A 16,101-nucleotide genomic window follows, 5' to 3' on the forward strand; every position below is an offset into this window, starting at 1 on the left:
TGGATGCGGGGCAGACGGCCCTGATGGCCGGCGTCGGCTCCGTGCGGAGATGAGATGCCGGGGCGCGGCGTCGGGGTGGCCGCGCGGCTCGCCCGAGCCAGCGGCACGGAGCGACGTCGGGGGAGACGATGACGACGACCGACACGAGCACGTCGGGCAGCAGCGAGCTCACCGGCCTGTCGTCGTCCGAGGCGGCTCATCGTCTCCAGGAGCTGGGCCCGAACCTCGTTCCCGGGCCCCGGCCGCCGTCTCCGGTGCGACTGCTGCTCGGGCAGCTGGTTCACTTCTTCGCGCTGCTGCTCTGGGCCGCGGCGGTCCTTGCGTGGTTCGCCGACATGCCCGAGCTCGCGATCGCCATCGCGGTGGTCGTGATCGTCAACGGCGTCTTCGCGTTCCTGCAGGAGTATCGGGCGGACCAGGCCGGGCAGAAGCTGCTCGAGCTGATGCCGGCCCTGGCGACGGTCCTTCGCGACCGGCGCCGCCGCCAGATCCCCGTACGTGACGTCGTGGTCGGAGACCTCCTTCTCCTGGAGGCCGGGGACGGTATGGCCGCGGACGGCCGCCTCGTCTCGGTGACCGGGCTCGCCCTCGACGAGTCGGCACTGACCGGCGAGAGCACCACCACGCATCCGTCGCCGGGGGACGTCGTCCACGCGGGGACCTATGTGGTCGAGGGCGAGGCGGCAGCGGAGGTCACCGCTACGGCGCAGGCGACCGAGCTGGCGCACATCATGGCCCTCACCCGGACGGCGAGCCGTTCCGCGAGCCCGCTGGCGATCCGGCTGCGGCGCGTCGTGCGCGTCGTCGCCGGGATCGCGATCTCCGTCGGCATCGCGTTCTTCATCGTCTCCCAGGTACTCGGGATGCCGATGTCGGACGGGTTCCTCTTCGCCGTCGGCGTCATGGTCGCCCTGGTCCCGGAGGGGCTGCTGCCGACGGTGACGCTCTCCCTGGCGCGGGGTGCGCAGCGGATGGCGTCCCGCAACGCGCTCGTGCGCCGGCTCGACTCGGTCGAGACGATGGGCTCCACGACGTTCATCTGCACCGACAAGACCGGCACACTGACCCGCAACGAGATGTCCGTCGTCGAGGTGTGGACGCCCCGGGGGACGGCGTCCGTCGTCGGGCACGGATATGCGCCGACCGCACGGGTCACCGCCGACGCCGCGACGCTGCCCGCCGTCCGCGACGTGGCCGTGGCGGCCACCCGCTGCTCGACCGGGCGGATGGTCCGCAGCGGTGAGCGGTGGACGGCGCACGGGGACCCGATGGAGGTCGCGCTGCACGTGCTCGCCCTGCGGACCGGTGTCGACGTGGACGCCGCGGAGGCCGCGGCGCCGGTGCGGAGGCGGCTGCCGTTCGACTCGCGCCGCCGGCGCATGTCCGTCGTCGCCGGGGACCACGTGTACGTCAAGGGCGCCCCGGACTCGGTGCTGCCGTCCACGTCCGCGGGGGAGGCCGCGGACCGGGCCGTGAGCGAGCTGGCCGCCAGGGGTCTGCGGGTCCTCGCCGTCGCGCGGCGGCCCACCACCGCGGCCGACGTGGACGCACCCGCGGCCGAGGTGGAGGCGCGCCTGGAGCTGCTCGGCCTCGTGGCCCTGGAGGACCCGCCCCGCGACGACGTCCACGGCGCGGTGGCCGCCTGCCGTACGGCGGGGATCAAGCTGGCAATGGTGACCGGCGACCACGTCGGGACGGCGACGGCGATCGCCCGAGAGGTGGGGTTGCTGCGGGACGGACCGGTCCTCGAAGGTTCCGACCTCCCCGCGGACGACGACGCGCTCGGCGAGCTGGTCGACCGGGACGGAGTGGTGATCGCCCGCGTCACGCCGGAGGACAAGCTGCGGATCGCGCGGGCGCTGCACGCACGCGGCCACGTGGTCGCGATGACGGGCGACGGCGTCAACGACGGGCCGGCGCTGCGCGAGGCCGACATCGGCATCGCCATGGGGCGCAGCGGCTCGGACGTCGCGCGCGAGGCCGCGGACGTCGTACTTCTCGACGACAACTTCGCGACCATCGTCGCCGCCGTCGAGCTGGGCCGCACGACGTTCGCCAACATCCGCCGGTTCCTGACCTACCACCTGACCGACAACGTCGCCGAGCTGACTCCGTTCCTGATCTGGGCGCTCAGCGGCGGCAACATACCCCTTGCCCTGACCGTGCTGCAGATCCTCGCCCTCGACATCGGCACCGACCTGCTGCCCGCGCTCGCGCTCGGCGCGGAGCCGCCCAGCCGCGCGACGATGCGGCAGCGGCCGTCGACCGGTGCGCTGATCGACCGGGGGCTGCTGGGGCGGGTGTTCGGCATCCTCGGCCCGGCCGAGGCAGCCGTCGAGATGGCGGCGTTCTTCGTGGTCCTCGGTCTGGCCGGCTGGGTCGTCGGCGCGGAACCCTCCGCGCAGACGCTGGCCGCGGCGTCCGGGGCCGCGTTCGCCGCCGTCGTGCTGGGGCAGCTCGGCAACGCCTTCGCCTGCCGCAGCGAGCTCCGCTGGGTCGGTGCGATGCGGATGACCGGCAACCCGATGCTGCTCTGGGCGGTGGCGGTCGAGCTGGTCCTGCTCGCGGTCTTCCTGGCGCCCCCGTTGTCCGGCCTGCTGGGCGGGAGCCCGCCACCCGCCGCCGGCTGGGCGGTGGTGCTCGCCGCGCCCGTGGCCGTCGTCCTCGCCGACGCCGCCGCCAAGGCGGTCCGAGCGAGGTCCGGACGTCGGCAGGCCCTCGGCCGGTCGCTCGACGCGTCTACCCGGCGACGGTGAACGGGTGGGCGTCGATCAGGGTCACCTCGGTGATGCCCGCCCAGCGCCGGACGCGGCCGTCCGGCGCGACGAGCATCCCCGAGGTGCTGTCCGCATCGCCGAGCCAGCCGAGGTCGTCGAAGCCGGCGACGACGGCCGTGGTCGCCCAGAGATCGGCGTGCGCGAGCCGGTCGGCCACGACGGTCGCGGAGCGCACCCCGGTCGCGGGTTGCCCGGTCCGGGGATCGACGATGTGGTTGCCCCGTTCGCCGGTGCCCGAGGTGGCGACGGCGCCGTCGCCGACGTCGATAGTGGCCAGCGTGGCGGTCCGGACCTCGGGGTCCGCGATACCGACGCGCCAGCGCCAGGCCGATCCCGGGGCGGTCGCCAGCTGCATGTCGCCGCCGGCGTTCATGCCGACCGCCTCGACACGCGGCTCGGCCAGGAGCGGCTGCAGGAACCGGGCCGTCGCCTGCTCCACGGCCCAGCCCTTGACCAGCCCCGTCGGGTCGAACCAGCCCTGCCACCACGCGGAGAACCTCCCGCGCGTGGCCACTTCGGCGGCCTGGCTCTCACGGAGCGCCTCCGCGACCATCGGGTCGGCGTCCGCCACGTCCAGCTCGCCCCGGGCCATGCGGCGGAGGTCGGAGTCCTCGCGGAACGTGGAGAAGACCCGGTCGACCTCGCGCAGGTGGTCGAAGGCTCGGCCTACGGCGCGGTGCACCACCGTCGTGTCGAGGTCACGGTCGAGGTCGCCGAGGACGACGTGCACGCTGATCGGCATACCCATGATCTGCTCGACGTCGACCAACCGGCGGAAGCTGCTCTGGCTCATGCTCATCACCCCGGTCAGCCGTGCGCCTGGTCGAGGGCGCTCTGCAGCGAGTCGAGGTAGCCGCCGCTCGTGACGGTGGCACCCGAGACCATGTCGATCTGCGCGCTCTGCGCGGCGAGGACCTCGCCATTGAGCACGGGGATGGCGTAGCCGTTGATCTGCTCGTCTCTGCCGTTCCCGGTCGGGTACTGGAGGACCTGCGAGTCGGTGATCTGTCCGCCGGAGACCGTGATCTGCACCTGCACGGGACCCCACTGCGTCGAGGCGGTCGTCCCCTGGTAGGTGCCGTCCTGCAGGCCCGACGAGGTTGCCGACGTCGAGCCGCCGGAGCTGGTCGTGCCGGCCGAGCTGGTCGTGCCGGCCGAGCTCGTCGTGCCGGCCGAGCCCGACCCGTCGTCGGACTCGTCGCCCGAGCTCGTCGTGCCGCCCGTGCTGTTTCCTTGGCCCGTGGGCGAGAGCGACAGAGGTTCGAGCGCCGTCGGCGTGACCACCTCGGTGGAGGTCCGGTAGCCGAACAGCAGCACCAGGGCGGTGAAGGTGGTCAGGAGTGCGTAGATGATCCTGCTCATGATTGCTCCTGTCGTTTCCTAGATCGCGAATGCTTCGGAGTGGATGCGGGACGGGGCCACGCCCAGGCGGTCGAGGTCGGCGCGCACGGCGTCCATCCAGGGCACGGGCCCGCAGAGGTAGATGTCGTACTGGGCCAGGTCGGGGGCCAGGTGTGCGATGAGCTGGGTCCCCTGCCACTGCTCGTGCTGGCGCGGAAGCCAGGGGGAGCTCACGCGCGTGCGCGGTCCGTCGAGCGGTACGTGGCGGACGCCGCGCTCCCGGACGAGTGCGGCGACGGCCTCGCTCAGCAGAGCCGCCTCAGGGTGGCTGTCCCGGGTGACCAGGGTCGCGGCGCCCGGCGCGTAGGGCTGCTCCTGCAGCAGGGAGACCAGGGGCGCCACGCCGGCACCGGCGCCCAGCATGAGCAGCTTCGTACCCTGTCGCCGCGCTCCGACGAGGTGGCCGTACGGCCCTTCGACCAGCACCGTCGTGCCCGGGCGAAGCCGGCCCAGACGGCTGGTCCCGTCGCCCACCACCCGCGCCGTGAGGCTCAGCCCGTCCGCGCTCGGACGGGCGGAGATGGAGAACGGGTGACCGCGTGACCAGCCGGGCCCGTCCATGAAGCGCCAGACGAAGAACTGCCCGGCCTGGACACGCAGCCGGTGCATGTTGCGTCCGGTCAGCCGCACGGTCACCCCGCTGCTCCCGTCCGGCACCACCTCGGCCACACGCAGGCTGTGGCGTGCCGACCGCACGAGAGGGACGATCACGCGGTAGACGAGGGCGCAGCCGGCGGCCACCGCCCACAGCGTCCACCAGTACCAGGTCGCCGCCGGCGAGGCGAGGAAGTCCGCGCCGGTCCAGAGCTGGTGCGGCAGCGCCAGTCCCACCCCTAGGTACGCGTACAGGTGCAGCAGGTGCCAGGACTCGTAGCGCATCCTGCGCCGGGCGCGCCGGATCGACAGGGCGACCACGCCGATGATGAGTACGGTGCCCGCCGCGGCCAGCAGCATGCCGGGGTAGTCGACTATCAGCTCCCAGAGCTGCGGGAGGAACCCGATGGCTGCCAGGCCCGCGTAGCCGAAGGTGATCAGCACGATGTGGGCGAGCATCAGCCAGAACGACCAGAACCCGGTGAGGCGATGGCCCCGGGTCAGCGTGTCATGGCCGAAGGCCTTCTCGAACAGCGGCACCCGGGCCATCAGCAGCACCTGGTAGAGCAGCAGGTTCGCCGCCACCAGCCCGGTGATCCGGCCGAGCGTGGTCAGCATCGGTGCGCCGCCCTGCACGGTGGACTGGATCCCACCGCCGTCGACCCACAGCGCCACCACGAACAGGCTGGTCAGCCAGAGGGTGGCGATCCCCGCCGTCCGCCACAGACGCAGGCTGCGAAGGCCGCCGCGCTCGCGCGGAGCGTGCGACGGGACAGGTCGTGCCGAGGCCGGTGTACCGCGTACCAGGGTGTCCATGTCCACAGCGTCGGACCCGGTCTCTAAGACTGGGCTCAGAATTCGGGCCCGGGGCGCGCGCTGCCGATTCTTAGCGAACTCTTGGAGCGTGGACGGAGGATAGGCATGAGCCGGAGCAGCGCTCCACGAAACGTCCAGGAGGCGAGAATGGACTCCCAGACCGCCCCCCCGCGGCCCGCGCTCCTGGTCGTGGAGGACGACCTGGAGATCGCGGGGATGATGTCCGAGGTCCTGTCCGAGTACTACGAGGTCGACCACGCCGCCGACGCGGAGCGCGGGCTGGACCTGTGCCTGCACCGGCACTACGACGCGCTGGTGGTGGACCGCCGGCTGCCGGGCATGGACGGCGTGACGCTGGTCGCCGCGGTCCGGCGAGCCCGGATCAACACGCCCGTCCTCATGCTGACCGCCCTGGGCACGGTGGACGACAAGGTCTCGGGCCTCGACGGCGGCGCGAACGACTACCTGGTCAAGCCGTTCGAGTTCGACGAGCTGCTGGCCCGCCTGCGGGCGCTCCGGCGCGGTTTCGCGGCGGCCGGCCGACGCCGATACCTCGGCGACTGGATCTACACGCCGGACAACCAGACGATCTACTCGCCCACGGGCGCCCGCATCCCGCTCACGACGACGGAGAACGCACTGCTCGACCTGCTCAGCTCCAGCCCGGAGCACGTGTTCTCCCGTGACGAGATCCTGCACGCCGTGTTCAGCGCCGACGACTCCCCGGGAAGCGTCGACACCTACGTGCACTATCTCCGAAGGAAGACCAGCCATCAGATGGTCGAGACCGTTCGCGCACGGGGATACCGGGTGGGGGACATGCCGTGACCGCGACCTCTGACAGGTCGCGCGTGCGCCGCGCGGCCCTCGCGATCGGCCTCTACGTCGGCATCGCCTCGGCCGTCCTCACGGTCGCGGGCGTGGCCGCGCTGGTCACCGTGATCTCCCTGCGGGCGCGGGAGGAGAGCATCGAGCACGGGATCTCCCGCCCCCGCGGCGGCGAGGAGGTCGCGTGGGTGGTGGAGCGGGACGAAGTGATCGGCCTCGTCGTCGTGCTGGGCGCGATCGGCATCGTGCTGGTCGGTCTCGTCGCCTGGCTCGCCGCCCACCGCGCGGTCGCGCCGCTCGCCGAGGCGCTGCGGCTGCAGCGGAACTTCGTCGCCGACGCCAGCCACGAGCTGCGCACCCCGCTGACCGTGCTCACCAGCCGGCTGCAGGTGCTGGAGCGTCGGCTGGAACGCGAGGAGCCCGCCGAGGAGGTCGTCGGCCAGCTGCGGGCCGACGCCGCGTCGATGGCGGACGTCATCAACGACCTGCTGCTCAGCGCGGAGGGAGACGCGGAGCCGGGTGATCCGGTGACGGCCGTCGCCGACACGGTCCGGACCGCAGTGTCTTCCCTGGAGGTCCTCGCGCAGGAGGCAGGGCTCCGCATCGAGACCCGGATCGACGCGACGCCGACCGTCGCGGTGCCGCGCGTCTCCCTGGCGCGGTGCGTCGTGGCGCTCGTCGACAACGCGGTCCAGCACTCGCCGGCCGGCGCGGTCGTCGAGGTGCTCGTCGGGACGGACGGCGGGACGGCGTCGCTTCGGGTGCGCGACAGCGGTCCGGGGATCCAAGGAATCAGCCCGGAGCGGGTCTTCGACCGGTTCGCCCGCTCGTCCGGGAACCCGCGGCGCCGGAGCTTCGGCCTCGGTCTGGCGCTCGTGCGGGACATCGCGCGCCGCTATCACGGCGACGTGACCGTCGAGTCGACCTCGCCGCAGGGGACGACCCTGCTCCTGCAGCTCCCTTGCGTGCGTTGAGCGGGCTCGGCCCCGTTCGCACCCGTTCGGGCAACGGGGCTGATCCTGCAGCCGCTCCAGCAGTCCTGGGCGTCCGACCCCGGACCGGCGTCGACGACGCCCTCCGGCGCACCCGGGTTGGCGCCACTACGAGAACGTTTTCAAAGTGGCTGATCTCGGGATAGCGTGACCGTCGCACGTGTGGAAGGCGACCCCAAGGGCTCAAAGGAGAGCACCATGAGACGAGCACTTTCCGTTGTTCTGGCCACGACAGCCGCCACTTGCCTCGTGGGGGCGGCGTTGGCACCCGGCGCCGTCGGGCAGGTATCCGATGGCCCGGAACGCTCCACGACCGCTATCGACCTCCAGCCGAGGGACGAGCGTCAGACGGTCGAGGGATTCGGGTTCTCGAGCGCGTTCCAGCGGGCCACGCTGCTGTACCAGATCTCGGAGCCGCAGCGCTCGGAGGCCCTGGACCTCCTGCTGGGAAGGGACGGCGCCGCACCCGACATCCTGCGGATAGGGATCGGGGGACAGAGCAATGACACCTACGACGTGATGCTCTCGATCCAGCCCGAGGACCCGGGCGGCCCCGACGCCGAGCCGGAGTACCAGTGGGACGGGTGGGACAACGGCTCGGTCTGGTTCGCCCAGGAGGCCAAGGCACGCGGCGTCGACCGCTTCTACGGCAACGCCTGGACCGCCCCCGCCTACATGAAGACCAACGGCTCGGCCGTCCGGGGTGGCGCGCTGTGCGGTCTCTCGAACGCGACCTGTGCGAGCGGCGACTGGACCGAGGCCTACGCGAACTACCTCGTGGCGTGGGCTGACCTCTATGCCCAGGAGGGCATCGACATCGAGAGCCTCGCCTTCACGAACGAGCCGGACTGGAACGCGAGCTATGAGTCGATGCTGTTCACCCCGGCGCAGGCCGCGGAGTTCACCGGGATCGTCGGACCCATCGCGAAGAGGGCCGGCTACGGCGTGGTGTGCTGCGACTCGTTCGGCTGGGAGCAGGGCAAGCCGTACCTCGAGGCGCTCATGGCCGACAGGGACGCGTGGCGCTACCTCGACGCGTACAGCGCGCACTCCTACGCCAGCCCGTCGGTGACGCCGGCCGACACCGACAAGCCCGTCTGGATGTCGGAATGGGCGACGTCGGCCTCGGCGGCCGGGTGGAACGAGAACTGGGACGGCGGCCAGGGCGTCTCCACCGACGGCATCGTCATGGCGGAGCACATGCAGGACTCGCTGGCGCAGGCCGGGGTCACCGCCTACCTGTGGTGGCTCGGCGTGAGCCAGGGGGCCTCCGCGTCGCTGATCCAGGCTGATGTGGCCGGGGACACGTACCGGGTGTCGTCGAGGTACTACGCCTTCTCGGCGTTCAGCCGGTACATCGACGCGGGCGCCGTGCGGTTCGACGTCGAGCACGAGACGGACGGCCTCAAGGTCTCGGCCTACCGGAACCCGGACGGCTCGCGCGTGGTGCAGCTCCTCAACCTGAACCAGGCGCCGGTGAGCACGGACATCGACCTGCCCCGACCCGTGACGGCCTACCTGACCGACAACGACCACGACCTGGAGCAGGTGGACACGATCGCCACCCCGGTACGCGGGAGCACAGAGCTGGAGCTGCCTGCCCGATCGCTCGTCACGCTCGTCTCGGAGCGGTGATTGTCGCGCCTCGCGCTCCGGATCCCGGAGCGCGAGGCCGCTGCGCCCGGACCTATGTGGTCGGAAGACGTCGGTGTCACCCCGTGCCCGATGGCGCCGTCGGGCGATGGCCGCGACGGTACTGTCCGCGGGTGAGCGTGCTTGACGTGCGCGATATCATTGACTCGATATCGTTTGGAGGTGGCCATCATGGAACAGATCCTCATTCGCAATCTGCCCGCCGGGACCAAGGCGGTCCTGACCGAGCGCGCCGCCCGGCACCACCGGTCGATGGAGGCCGAGGCCCGGGCCATCGTGGAGGAAGCCCTCGTCGGCGAACCGACGAGCATCGTCGACTACCTTGCAATGCCCGAGAGCGACGACATCGACTTCGAGCCCGGGCGTCTGGGCCTGACCGCCCGCACCGCCGAGCTCTGATGTACGTCCTGGACACCAACGTCGTCTCCGCCCTGAGGCGACCCGACCGCGAACCTGTGGTCGCGGACTGGGCACGTAGCGTCCCGCTCGTCGACCAGTACGTGACGGCGCTGACCGTCGCGGAGATCGAGCGTGGCGTCGTCCGCAAGGAGCAGACGGATCCCGCCCAGGGGTCGGTCCTTCGGCGATGGCTTGCAGAGCGTGTCCTGCCCGGCTTCGCCGGCCGCGTCCTGCCGTTCGACCTGCCTGCCGCGCGGATCCTTGCTCGCTACCCGGTCCCGGAGCACGCTCCGTACGACGACGCCCAGATCGCGGCCGTCGCCGAGGCCCACGGGATGACCGTGGTCACCCGCAACCTGCGCCACTTCACTCCCCTGGGCGTCCGCGTGTTCTGCCCGTGGGAGCAGCAGCCCAGGACGTAGGCGGCCAGCAACGGCGAGGCCGGTCCGGTCGGGCGCGTCGGCCGGGCGGGCGGGCGAGCGGCGGGATGTGGTGGGCGACGATGTTGTGAGCTCGCTCGTAAACCGATCGGTTTCCAATTTGCGGGGCCCGGGATAATCTCGCCGTATGAGTACTGAGGCGAAGGCTGGTCCCCGAGAGCGGCTGCTCGAGGCGGCGGCCACGCTCACCTACCGAGACGGTGTCGGTATCGGCATCGAGGCGCTGTGCAGAGCGGCGGGAGTGTCGAAACGCTCCATGTATCAGCTGTTCGCGAGCAAGGGCGAGCTGCTGGCGGCGAGCCTGGAGGACCGCGCCCCTGCCTTCGTGGCGAGCCTCCTGCCCGCAGCGGATGATCGCCGTCCACCCCGCGAGCGGATCCTGCACGTCTTCGAGCAGGTAGAGCTGCAGGCGGGTGCGCCCGAGTTCCAGGGCTGCCGGTATCTTGCGATCCAGATCGAGCTCAAGGACCCGAGCCATCCGGCGAGCCAGGTGGCGCACCGGGTCAAGGCGAACCTGACGGCATTCTTCCGTGGCGAGGCCGAACGGGGCGGGGCGGGCGATCCGGACCTGCTGGCCCGGCAGCTCGGCATCGTCTTCGACGGCGGCAGCGCCCGTGCCGGGATCGGGGCCGACGATCTGACGGGACTGCTCGTGCCCACCGCGGCCACTCTGCTCGATGCGATGGGTGTGCACTGAGGCCACCTGGTGCTTGCAGATGAGGACACCTCCGCGGGCCACCGGGGCGCGTCGAGAAGTTGCGACGCGGCCGTCCAGCCGCCGCCGAGACCTGCCAGTCCCAGTGGGAGCCCGAAGACGCCCAGCGAGAGGGTTCGTCGTGCCGGTACTGCCGCGCTCAGAGCTTCGCCCGCCGGGCGCAGGGTTGCGGTCCTCATCCCGCGCTGGCGGCCCGGGTCTGCCCGTCGACCGGCAGGCCGCCACGCATCTCCGAGATCAGCTGCGGCGTGAGCGTGGCCTCGGTGCGGGACACCAGAAGAGCCATCTCGTAGCCGATGAGGCCGATGTCGCACGTGGCCTCCGCGACCACGCCGAGCACTGACCCGTTCGAGACGCTCATCAGGAAGAGGAACCCGCTGTCCATCTCGATGATCGTCTGACGGACGTTGCCGCCGTTGAGCTGACGGGACGCTCCACGCGTGAGGCTCGACATGCCCGAGACGATTGCCGCGAGCTGGTCGCCGCTGGTGCGGTCGAGCTGGTCGGACATCGCCATGAGCAGGCCGTCTGCTGATACGACGAGCGTGTGTCGGCTGCCGGGGACGGTATGCACGAAGTTGTCGAGCAGCCAGCCAAAATTCGTTGCTTCGGTGCTGAAGGCCATTCGCTTCTCTCCTGGAGCCTGAGTCATGCGTGGTCGATGCGGTGGACGCCCGGTGTCTGGCGCGGACCTCGCTGAAAGCAGTCTTGAAACGGTTCGCGCAACGTCCGGCACGGCTCCGGACCGGGCACTCAACGGCTCTCTCGATGGGACCGAACGTGCTGAGAAACCGACCGGTTTCCCACAACATAAACCGATCGGTTTTGCAGTGCAAGTTCCGCTACGACCCGATCTGCGCCGTCTTCGCATGCACCTCTGGACAGGCTCGGATCGCCGACCATGCCGACAACCCATCGGGACGGCTGCGGGGATGGCGGTTCTCGCTGGACCGCATCGGCGGAGTGTCGGTCTCGACCTCACCGAGACCGCGTGGGGCAGGCCATGCGGATCCAAGTATGCTTAGATTGCATCCAATATTCGTGCCGGGTGAGGTCGATCCCCGGCGATTGAGGGGTGCACGGATGATTCACACGGTCCTCGGCGCGGTCGACGCCGCAGATCTCGGCACGGTGAGCATGCACGAGCACCTGTTGACCGACGCGAGTGCGCTGGTGCGGCGAGGGGTCCAGGACCTGGACGCCGATCAGCCGGTTACGTCCGAGCTTGCCGGTGCTCTGCGCTGGAGTCAGCTTGGGCTGTCCGACAACCTGCGCCTCGACGATCCAGAGCTGCTCTCCGATGAGCTGCTCCTCGCTGCCCAGGCTGGCCTGCGCGCCGCTGTCGACCTCAGCTCATTCGGCTTCGGGCCCGACCACTCGCGCCTACCTGCACTGGCCCGCGCCGCAGGCGTGCATCTCGTCGCCGGATACGGCGCCTATCTGCCCCGGCTCCTTCCTGGCTGGTTCGTCGACCTCGATCTGGATGGGCGGGAAGCGCTCTTCGAGCGTGCACTCATCGAGGCGATCCCGGGCGTGGGCTACACCGCCGGGATCCTCGGCCTGATGGGGACGACGGAGGCATTCAGTGCCCCCGAGGGGGAACAGGAACGGATCAGCCTCACTGCCGCGGCTCGCGCCGCCGCGCGCACCGGCGCGGCCGTGACAGTACGGCTCGCGGCTGATGCTCGTAACGGCCTCAAGGTGCTCGAGCACGTGCTCACCGAGGGCGTCGCGGTAGACCGGGTGATCATCGCGACCGTCGACGAGTTTCTCGACCTGTCCTACCTGCGTGATCTCGGTCAGTCCGGCGCGGTGCTGGAGCTCTGCTTCGGCAACGAGGGCTCGCACGTCGGCCGGATTCGCAACGCGAGTGATCCACAGCGCCTCGACGCACTGCTCGAGCTGCTCGCCACGGAGCCTGACTTCCGGTGGGTGCTCGGACACGCCACCTGGACCAAGAGCCAGTTGCGCCGATTCGGCGGTCCCGGCTTCGAACACCTACCCGCCCGCGTCCTGCCGGGGCTGCGCGCCCTTGGCGTGCCGCAGGAAGTGCTCGACCGGATGAGCGTCCAAGAGCCGGCCCGCCTGCTCGACCGCGCCGGCTGACGGCGACGTCCCCCCACCCACACCCGCACCGCCTCGGAGGATTCCTCATGAGAGACCAGCTCACTCCCCTCGCCCCAGTCGAGCCGTACCTCGTCGACGGCGCCTGGCTCGCCCCGGACGGTGCCGAGCTGCTCGACGTGATCGATCCCGCCACCGAGGAGCTCCTGACCCGGGTGCCCCAGGCAGGAGCCGCCGAGATCGAGACAGCCGTCGCGTCCGCCCGGCGTGCCCACCAGGACCGACGGTGGAGCGGCATGAGCCCGCACGACCGCAGCCGCGTGCTGCACCGCGTGGCCGACCTCATCGAGGAGCGGCTCGAAGACCTCGCGATCCTCGAGACGCGCGACAACGGAAAGCCGATCGAGCGCTCCCGCGCCGACACGGCGACGTCCGCACGCGTCTTCCGCTACTACGCCGGTGCGCCCTCGCGGCTGACCGGCGCCGTCGTCCCGGTCGACGGCGGTGCGCACCACGTCTACACGACGCTCGAACCCGTCGGCGTCGCCGCCCTCATCCTGCCCTGGAACTTCCCCGTCATGACCGCCAGCTTCAAGCTGGCCCCGGCGCTCGCGGCAGGCTGCGCGGTGGTGGTGAAACCGGCCGAGCAGACGCCGCTGACCATGCTGCGGCTCGCGGCGATCTGCGCGGAGGCCGGGGTACCGGCCGGCGTCGTCAACGTGCTCACCGGCGACGGCCGGGTAGGTGCCGCGTTGAGTGCGCACCCGGACGTCGACAAGGTCTCGTTCACGGGGAGCACCGAGGTCGGTCGCAAGGTCATGACCGCCGCGAGCGCGGACTTCAAGCGGCTCACGCTCGAGCTGGGCGGCAAGAGCCCGAACATCGTCTTCGAGGACGCCGACCTCGACGCGGCGGTGCTGACCGCGATGCGCGCCTCGTTCGGTCACTCGGGCCAGATGTGCACGGCGGGCAGCAGGCTGCTCGTGCAGCGCTCGATCCTTGACGAGGCCACCGAGCGGCTCGCCGCGGCAGTGCGGAACGTGGCGCTCGGCGACGGCCTGGCCGGCGGTGTGACCGTCGGGCCGCTGGTCTCGGAGGAGCAGCGTCAGCAGGTGCTCGGCTACATCGAGCGGGGTCGTGCCGAGGGCGCGACCGTCGCGGTCGGCGGGGGCGTGCCGGAGCGCGAGGGCTACTACGTGGAGCCCACGCTCTTCACCGGGGTCACCAACACGATGACGATCGCCCGTGAGGAGATCTTCGGCCCGGTCGTCGGGATCATCCCGTTCGACGACGAGGACGACGCGGTGGCCATCGCGAACGACACGCACTACGGCCTGGCGGCCGGCGTCTGGACCCGCGACCTCTCGCGCGCCCACCGGATGGGGCAGCGGCTGCGAGCGGGCACGGTGTGGGTCAACACCTACAACATCTTCGACCCGGCGCTCTCGTTCGGCGGGGTGGGGGACTCGGGGCTCGGCCGCGACCTCGGCGAGGACGCGTTGCGCGCGTTCTGCGAGCCGAAGAGCGTGGTCATCGCGCTCTGAGCCGTCAGTCCGCGGCCGAGCGGGGCCGGCACTCCAGGCTCAGCCAGAGCTCGAAGCAGGCGCTCCGCGACAGGGCGGTCGCGCCGATCGAGGCCCGGCCCATCCGGCCGGCCACGGGCCCGAACACGTCGAGGAAGAGATCGCTCGCCGCGTTCGAGACCTCGTTGAGCTGCTCGAAGCCGGGCGGGCAGAGCACGAAGCAGAGGCCGCGCGAAAGTGCCACCACCTCGTCGAGCGAGCCCAGGGCGTACCGGATCATGCCCAGCGCGTTCACGGCGGTGTAGCGCGCGGCCTCCTGCGCCTGTTCGAGGGTCACCTCGACGCCGACCGATCCCGGGTGCAGGAGCGTGCCGTCCCGTGACTCGGGCGTCAGGCCGCTGAGCTCCAGGAGGTCCCCGGTGCGATGGAACGCCTTCAGCGCGCTTCCGTACCGGCCGCCGTAGGGCGGGTTCGCGTAGTCCGGGATCGCAAGGTCGAGCTCTCGCACACGGGCTTCGGGGGAGTCGGGCATGACGACCTCTCGGATCAGGACGGGCTGGTTGGAACAATGGATACAATCAGGCTAGCATCGGATCCAGTCGCGAGCGTGGCGGCGCCCGCCCGAGGAAGGATCCGCACCATGACGATCGGCCTGGAGGACGGCGCGTCCCTGCCCCCGGCGACTCCGGCGACCGCGGCGATCGACGTCGCCGCCGAACGCGCCCGGACGGCCGGTGCCCTGGGGCGGCGCTACTTCAACGCCGCCGGCGCGGGCCTGATGAGCGACGCGGTGCTCGAGCGCACGATCCGCCACCTGCGCCTCGAGCACGGTGTCGGCGGCTACGAGGCCGCCAGGGCGATGGCCGACGAGGCGGCCGAGCTCTACGAGACCGCCGCAGCCCTGCTCGGCGCGGCCGCCGACGAGATCGCCTGCTTCGACTCGGCGACCAGCGGGCTGCGCAGCATCTTCGACGCGCTGCGCCTCGGGCCGGGTGACACCGTCATCGCGCCCCGATCGAGCTACGTGAGCCAGGCGCTCCGGCTGCTCGCGATGAAGCGGCACGCCGGCGTGCGTCTCGACGTCGTGCCCAACGACGCCGCCGGGGGCATGGACCTGGAGGCGCTCGAGCGGGCGCTGGGTCAGGCGACCGGCCGCGTCGTCGTCAGCGCCGTCCACGTGCCCACCTCGTCGGGCCTCGTCGAGCCGGTGGCCGCCATCGCGGCACTCGCGCGGGACCGCGGCGCGCTCACGGTGCTCGACGCCACGCAGTCCGTCGGTCAGATCGACGTCGACGTCCGCGCGATCGGATGCGACGCGCTCGTCACCACGGGACGCAAGTTCCTGCGCGGCCCGCGCGGTACCGCGCTGGCCTACCTGCGCCGCGGCGTGCTCGACGGGCTCGGTACGTGGGCACCGGACGTGCGGGGCGCGGTCTGGACGAGCGCGGACGAGTGGACGACGGACCGCACGGCGCGGCAGCTGGAGACCTGGGAGGCGGCCGTGGCCGCGCGGCTCGGCCTCGGCGTCGCGCTGCGCGAGGCGCTCGACCGGGGCATGGCCGCCACCGAGGCGCACCTCGTGCGCCTCGGTGCCGGTCTGCGCGGGGCGCTCGCCGCGATCGACGGCGTGACGGTCGCGGACCCGCCCGCCTCGCCGTCCGGCATCGTGACCTTCACGGTCGCCGGCCTGCCGAGCAACCAGGTCGTCGGCCGCCTGCGGGAGGCGCGGATCGACACCATCGCGATCCCCGCGAGCCATGCGCAGTGGGACCTCGGCACCCGCGGTCTGGACAGCGTCGTGCGCGTCTCGCCGCACGTCTACAACGACGAGGCGGACGTCGGCGTGCTCCTCGGTCGCGTGGCGGAGATCGCCACCGAGGCGACGGCACGATGAGCACG

At 71.5% G+C, this 16,101-nt stretch carries 15 protein-coding genes; 10 read left to right on the top strand and 5 right to left on the bottom strand.

What is annotated here, in order from left to right; all coding sequences use genetic code 11:
• Positions 1-128 precede the first annotated feature (128 nt).
• Entirely contained in the window at positions 129-2,756 is a 2,628-nt protein-coding gene (locus C8K30_RS20425; RefSeq protein WP_108494758.1) for a cation-transporting P-type ATPase, read from the top strand.
• Here C8K30_RS20425 and C8K30_RS20430 read toward each other — a convergent pair.
• The 3 genes from C8K30_RS20430 to C8K30_RS20440 are packed head-to-tail and all read right to left on the bottom strand — an operon-like array spanning position 2,740 to position 5,588.
• Positions 2,740-3,570 (bottom strand): FAD:protein FMN transferase, encoded by an 831-nt coding sequence (locus C8K30_RS20430; protein ID WP_108494759.1) that lies wholly within the window; start codon positions 3,568-3,570, stop codon positions 2,740-2,742. The genes C8K30_RS20425 and C8K30_RS20430 overlap by 17 nt on opposite strands.
• A gap of 14 nt (positions 3,571-3,584) precedes the next feature.
• On the bottom strand, positions 3,585-4,139 hold the full coding sequence (locus tag C8K30_RS20435; RefSeq protein ID WP_108494760.1) for an FMN-binding protein: 555 nt from the start codon (positions 4,137-4,139) through the stop codon (positions 3,585-3,587).
• 18 nt (positions 4,140-4,157) lie between these two features.
• Positions 4,158-5,588 carry a ferric reductase-like transmembrane domain-containing protein gene (locus C8K30_RS20440; RefSeq protein WP_108494761.1) on the bottom strand — a complete coding sequence of 477 codons (1,431 nt, stop codon included), beginning with the start codon at positions 5,586-5,588 and terminating at the stop codon, positions 4,158-4,160.
• Positions 5,589-5,735: 147 nt separating this feature from the next.
• Between C8K30_RS20440 and C8K30_RS20445 the strand changes: the two genes are divergently transcribed.
• The 6 genes from C8K30_RS20445 to C8K30_RS20470 all read left to right on the top strand — a co-directional run bounded on the left by C8K30_RS20445 (position 5,736) and on the right by C8K30_RS20470 (position 10,597).
• Positions 5,736-6,416 carry a response regulator transcription factor gene (locus C8K30_RS20445; protein WP_108494762.1) on the top strand — a complete coding sequence of 227 codons (681 nt, stop codon included), beginning with the start codon at positions 5,736-5,738 and terminating at the stop codon, positions 6,414-6,416.
• Entirely contained in the window at positions 6,413-7,390 is a 978-nt protein-coding gene (locus C8K30_RS20450) for a HAMP domain-containing sensor histidine kinase (RefSeq protein WP_108494763.1), read from the top strand. The genes C8K30_RS20445 and C8K30_RS20450 overlap by 4 nt, the downstream gene beginning before the upstream one ends.
• A gap of 216 nt (positions 7,391-7,606) precedes the next feature.
• On the top strand, positions 7,607-9,043 hold the full coding sequence (locus tag C8K30_RS20455; protein WP_108494764.1) for a glycoside hydrolase: 1,437 nt from the start codon (positions 7,607-7,609) through the stop codon (positions 9,041-9,043).
• A gap of 189 nt (positions 9,044-9,232) precedes the next feature.
• Positions 9,233-9,460 carry an Arc family DNA-binding protein gene (locus C8K30_RS20460; protein ID WP_108494942.1) on the top strand — a complete coding sequence of 76 codons (228 nt, stop codon included), beginning with the start codon at positions 9,233-9,235 and terminating at the stop codon, positions 9,458-9,460.
• On the top strand, positions 9,460-9,882 hold the full coding sequence (locus tag C8K30_RS20465; protein WP_199230602.1) for a type II toxin-antitoxin system VapC family toxin: 423 nt from the start codon (positions 9,460-9,462) through the stop codon (positions 9,880-9,882). Before C8K30_RS20460 ends, C8K30_RS20465 begins: the two co-directional genes overlap by 1 nt.
• Positions 9,883-10,027: 145 nt before the next feature.
• Positions 10,028-10,597, top strand: a complete 570-nt coding sequence (locus tag C8K30_RS20470; RefSeq protein WP_108494765.1) for a TetR/AcrR family transcriptional regulator — start codon at positions 10,028-10,030, stop codon at positions 10,595-10,597.
• Positions 10,598-10,790: 193 nt separating this feature from the next.
• Here C8K30_RS20470 and C8K30_RS20475 read toward each other — a convergent pair whose 3' ends face one another.
• Positions 10,791-11,240, bottom strand: a complete 450-nt coding sequence (locus C8K30_RS20475) for a roadblock/LC7 domain-containing protein (RefSeq protein WP_108494766.1) — start codon at positions 11,238-11,240, stop codon at positions 10,791-10,793.
• Between the two features lie 458 nt (positions 11,241-11,698).
• On the opposite strand from C8K30_RS20475, the gene C8K30_RS20480 reads away from it, so the two are divergent.
• The gene (locus C8K30_RS20480) at positions 11,699-12,721 is read left to right on the top strand and encodes a phosphotriesterase (protein ID WP_158281072.1); all 1,023 of its coding nucleotides are present in this window, start codon (positions 11,699-11,701) and stop codon (positions 12,719-12,721) included.
• Positions 12,722-12,768: 47 nt separating this feature from the next.
• Positions 12,769-14,223, top strand: coding sequence for an aldehyde dehydrogenase (locus C8K30_RS20485; RefSeq protein ID WP_108494768.1), 1,455 nt, complete (start codon positions 12,769-12,771; stop codon positions 14,221-14,223).
• Positions 14,224-14,227: 4 nt separating this feature from the next.
• Here C8K30_RS20485 and C8K30_RS20490 read toward each other — a convergent pair whose 3' ends face one another.
• Positions 14,228-14,734 (bottom strand): RidA family protein, encoded by a 507-nt coding sequence (locus C8K30_RS20490; protein WP_108494944.1) that lies wholly within the window; start codon positions 14,732-14,734, stop codon positions 14,228-14,230.
• 108 nt (positions 14,735-14,842) lie between these two features.
• On the opposite strand from C8K30_RS20490, the gene C8K30_RS20495 reads away from it, so the two are divergent.
• Positions 14,843-16,096, top strand: coding sequence for an aminotransferase class V-fold PLP-dependent enzyme (locus C8K30_RS20495; protein WP_158281073.1), 1,254 nt, complete (start codon positions 14,843-14,845; stop codon positions 16,094-16,096).
• Positions 16,097-16,101: the final 5 nt, after the last annotated feature.

It is taken from the genome of Promicromonospora sp. AC04 (assembly GCF_003058225.1).
GTDB lineage: Bacteria > Actinomycetota > Actinomycetes > Actinomycetales > Cellulomonadaceae > Promicromonospora.

What these genes read in the sequence shown, in the direction of transcription:
- C8K30_RS20480 (WP_158281072.1), top strand. Translation starts at nt 11,699, where the DNA reads ATGATTCACACGGTCCTCGGCGCGGTCGACGCCGCAGATCTCGGCACG.
- C8K30_RS20465 (WP_199230602.1), top strand. Translation starts at nt 9,460, where the DNA reads ATGTACGTCCTGGACACCAACGTCGTCTCCGCCCTGAGGCGACCCGAC.
- C8K30_RS20440 (WP_108494761.1), bottom strand. Translation starts at nt 5,588, where the DNA reads ATGGACACCCTGGTACGCGGTACACCGGCCTCGGCACGACCTGTCCCG.
- C8K30_RS20495 (WP_158281073.1), top strand. Translation starts at nt 14,843, where the DNA reads ATGACGATCGGCCTGGAGGACGGCGCGTCCCTGCCCCCGGCGACTCCG.
- C8K30_RS20490 (WP_108494944.1), bottom strand. Translation starts at nt 14,734, where the DNA reads ATGCCCGACTCCCCCGAAGCCCGTGTGCGAGAGCTCGACCTTGCGATC.
- C8K30_RS20460 (WP_108494942.1), top strand. Translation starts at nt 9,233, where the DNA reads ATGGAACAGATCCTCATTCGCAATCTGCCCGCCGGGACCAAGGCGGTC.
- C8K30_RS20430 (WP_108494759.1), bottom strand. Translation starts at nt 3,570, where the DNA reads ATGAGCCAGAGCAGCTTCCGCCGGTTGGTCGACGTCGAGCAGATCATG.
- C8K30_RS20435 (WP_108494760.1), bottom strand. Translation starts at nt 4,139, where the DNA reads ATGAGCAGGATCATCTACGCACTCCTGACCACCTTCACCGCCCTGGTG.
- C8K30_RS20445 (WP_108494762.1), top strand. Translation starts at nt 5,736, where the DNA reads ATGGACTCCCAGACCGCCCCCCCGCGGCCCGCGCTCCTGGTCGTGGAG.
- C8K30_RS20455 (WP_108494764.1), top strand. Translation starts at nt 7,607, where the DNA reads ATGAGACGAGCACTTTCCGTTGTTCTGGCCACGACAGCCGCCACTTGC.
- C8K30_RS20475 (WP_108494766.1), bottom strand. Translation starts at nt 11,240, where the DNA reads ATGGCCTTCAGCACCGAAGCAACGAATTTTGGCTGGCTGCTCGACAAC.
- C8K30_RS20485 (WP_108494768.1), top strand. Translation starts at nt 12,769, where the DNA reads ATGAGAGACCAGCTCACTCCCCTCGCCCCAGTCGAGCCGTACCTCGTC.
- C8K30_RS20425 (WP_108494758.1), top strand. Translation starts at nt 129, where the DNA reads ATGACGACGACCGACACGAGCACGTCGGGCAGCAGCGAGCTCACCGGC.
- C8K30_RS20470 (WP_108494765.1), top strand. Translation starts at nt 10,028, where the DNA reads ATGAGTACTGAGGCGAAGGCTGGTCCCCGAGAGCGGCTGCTCGAGGCG.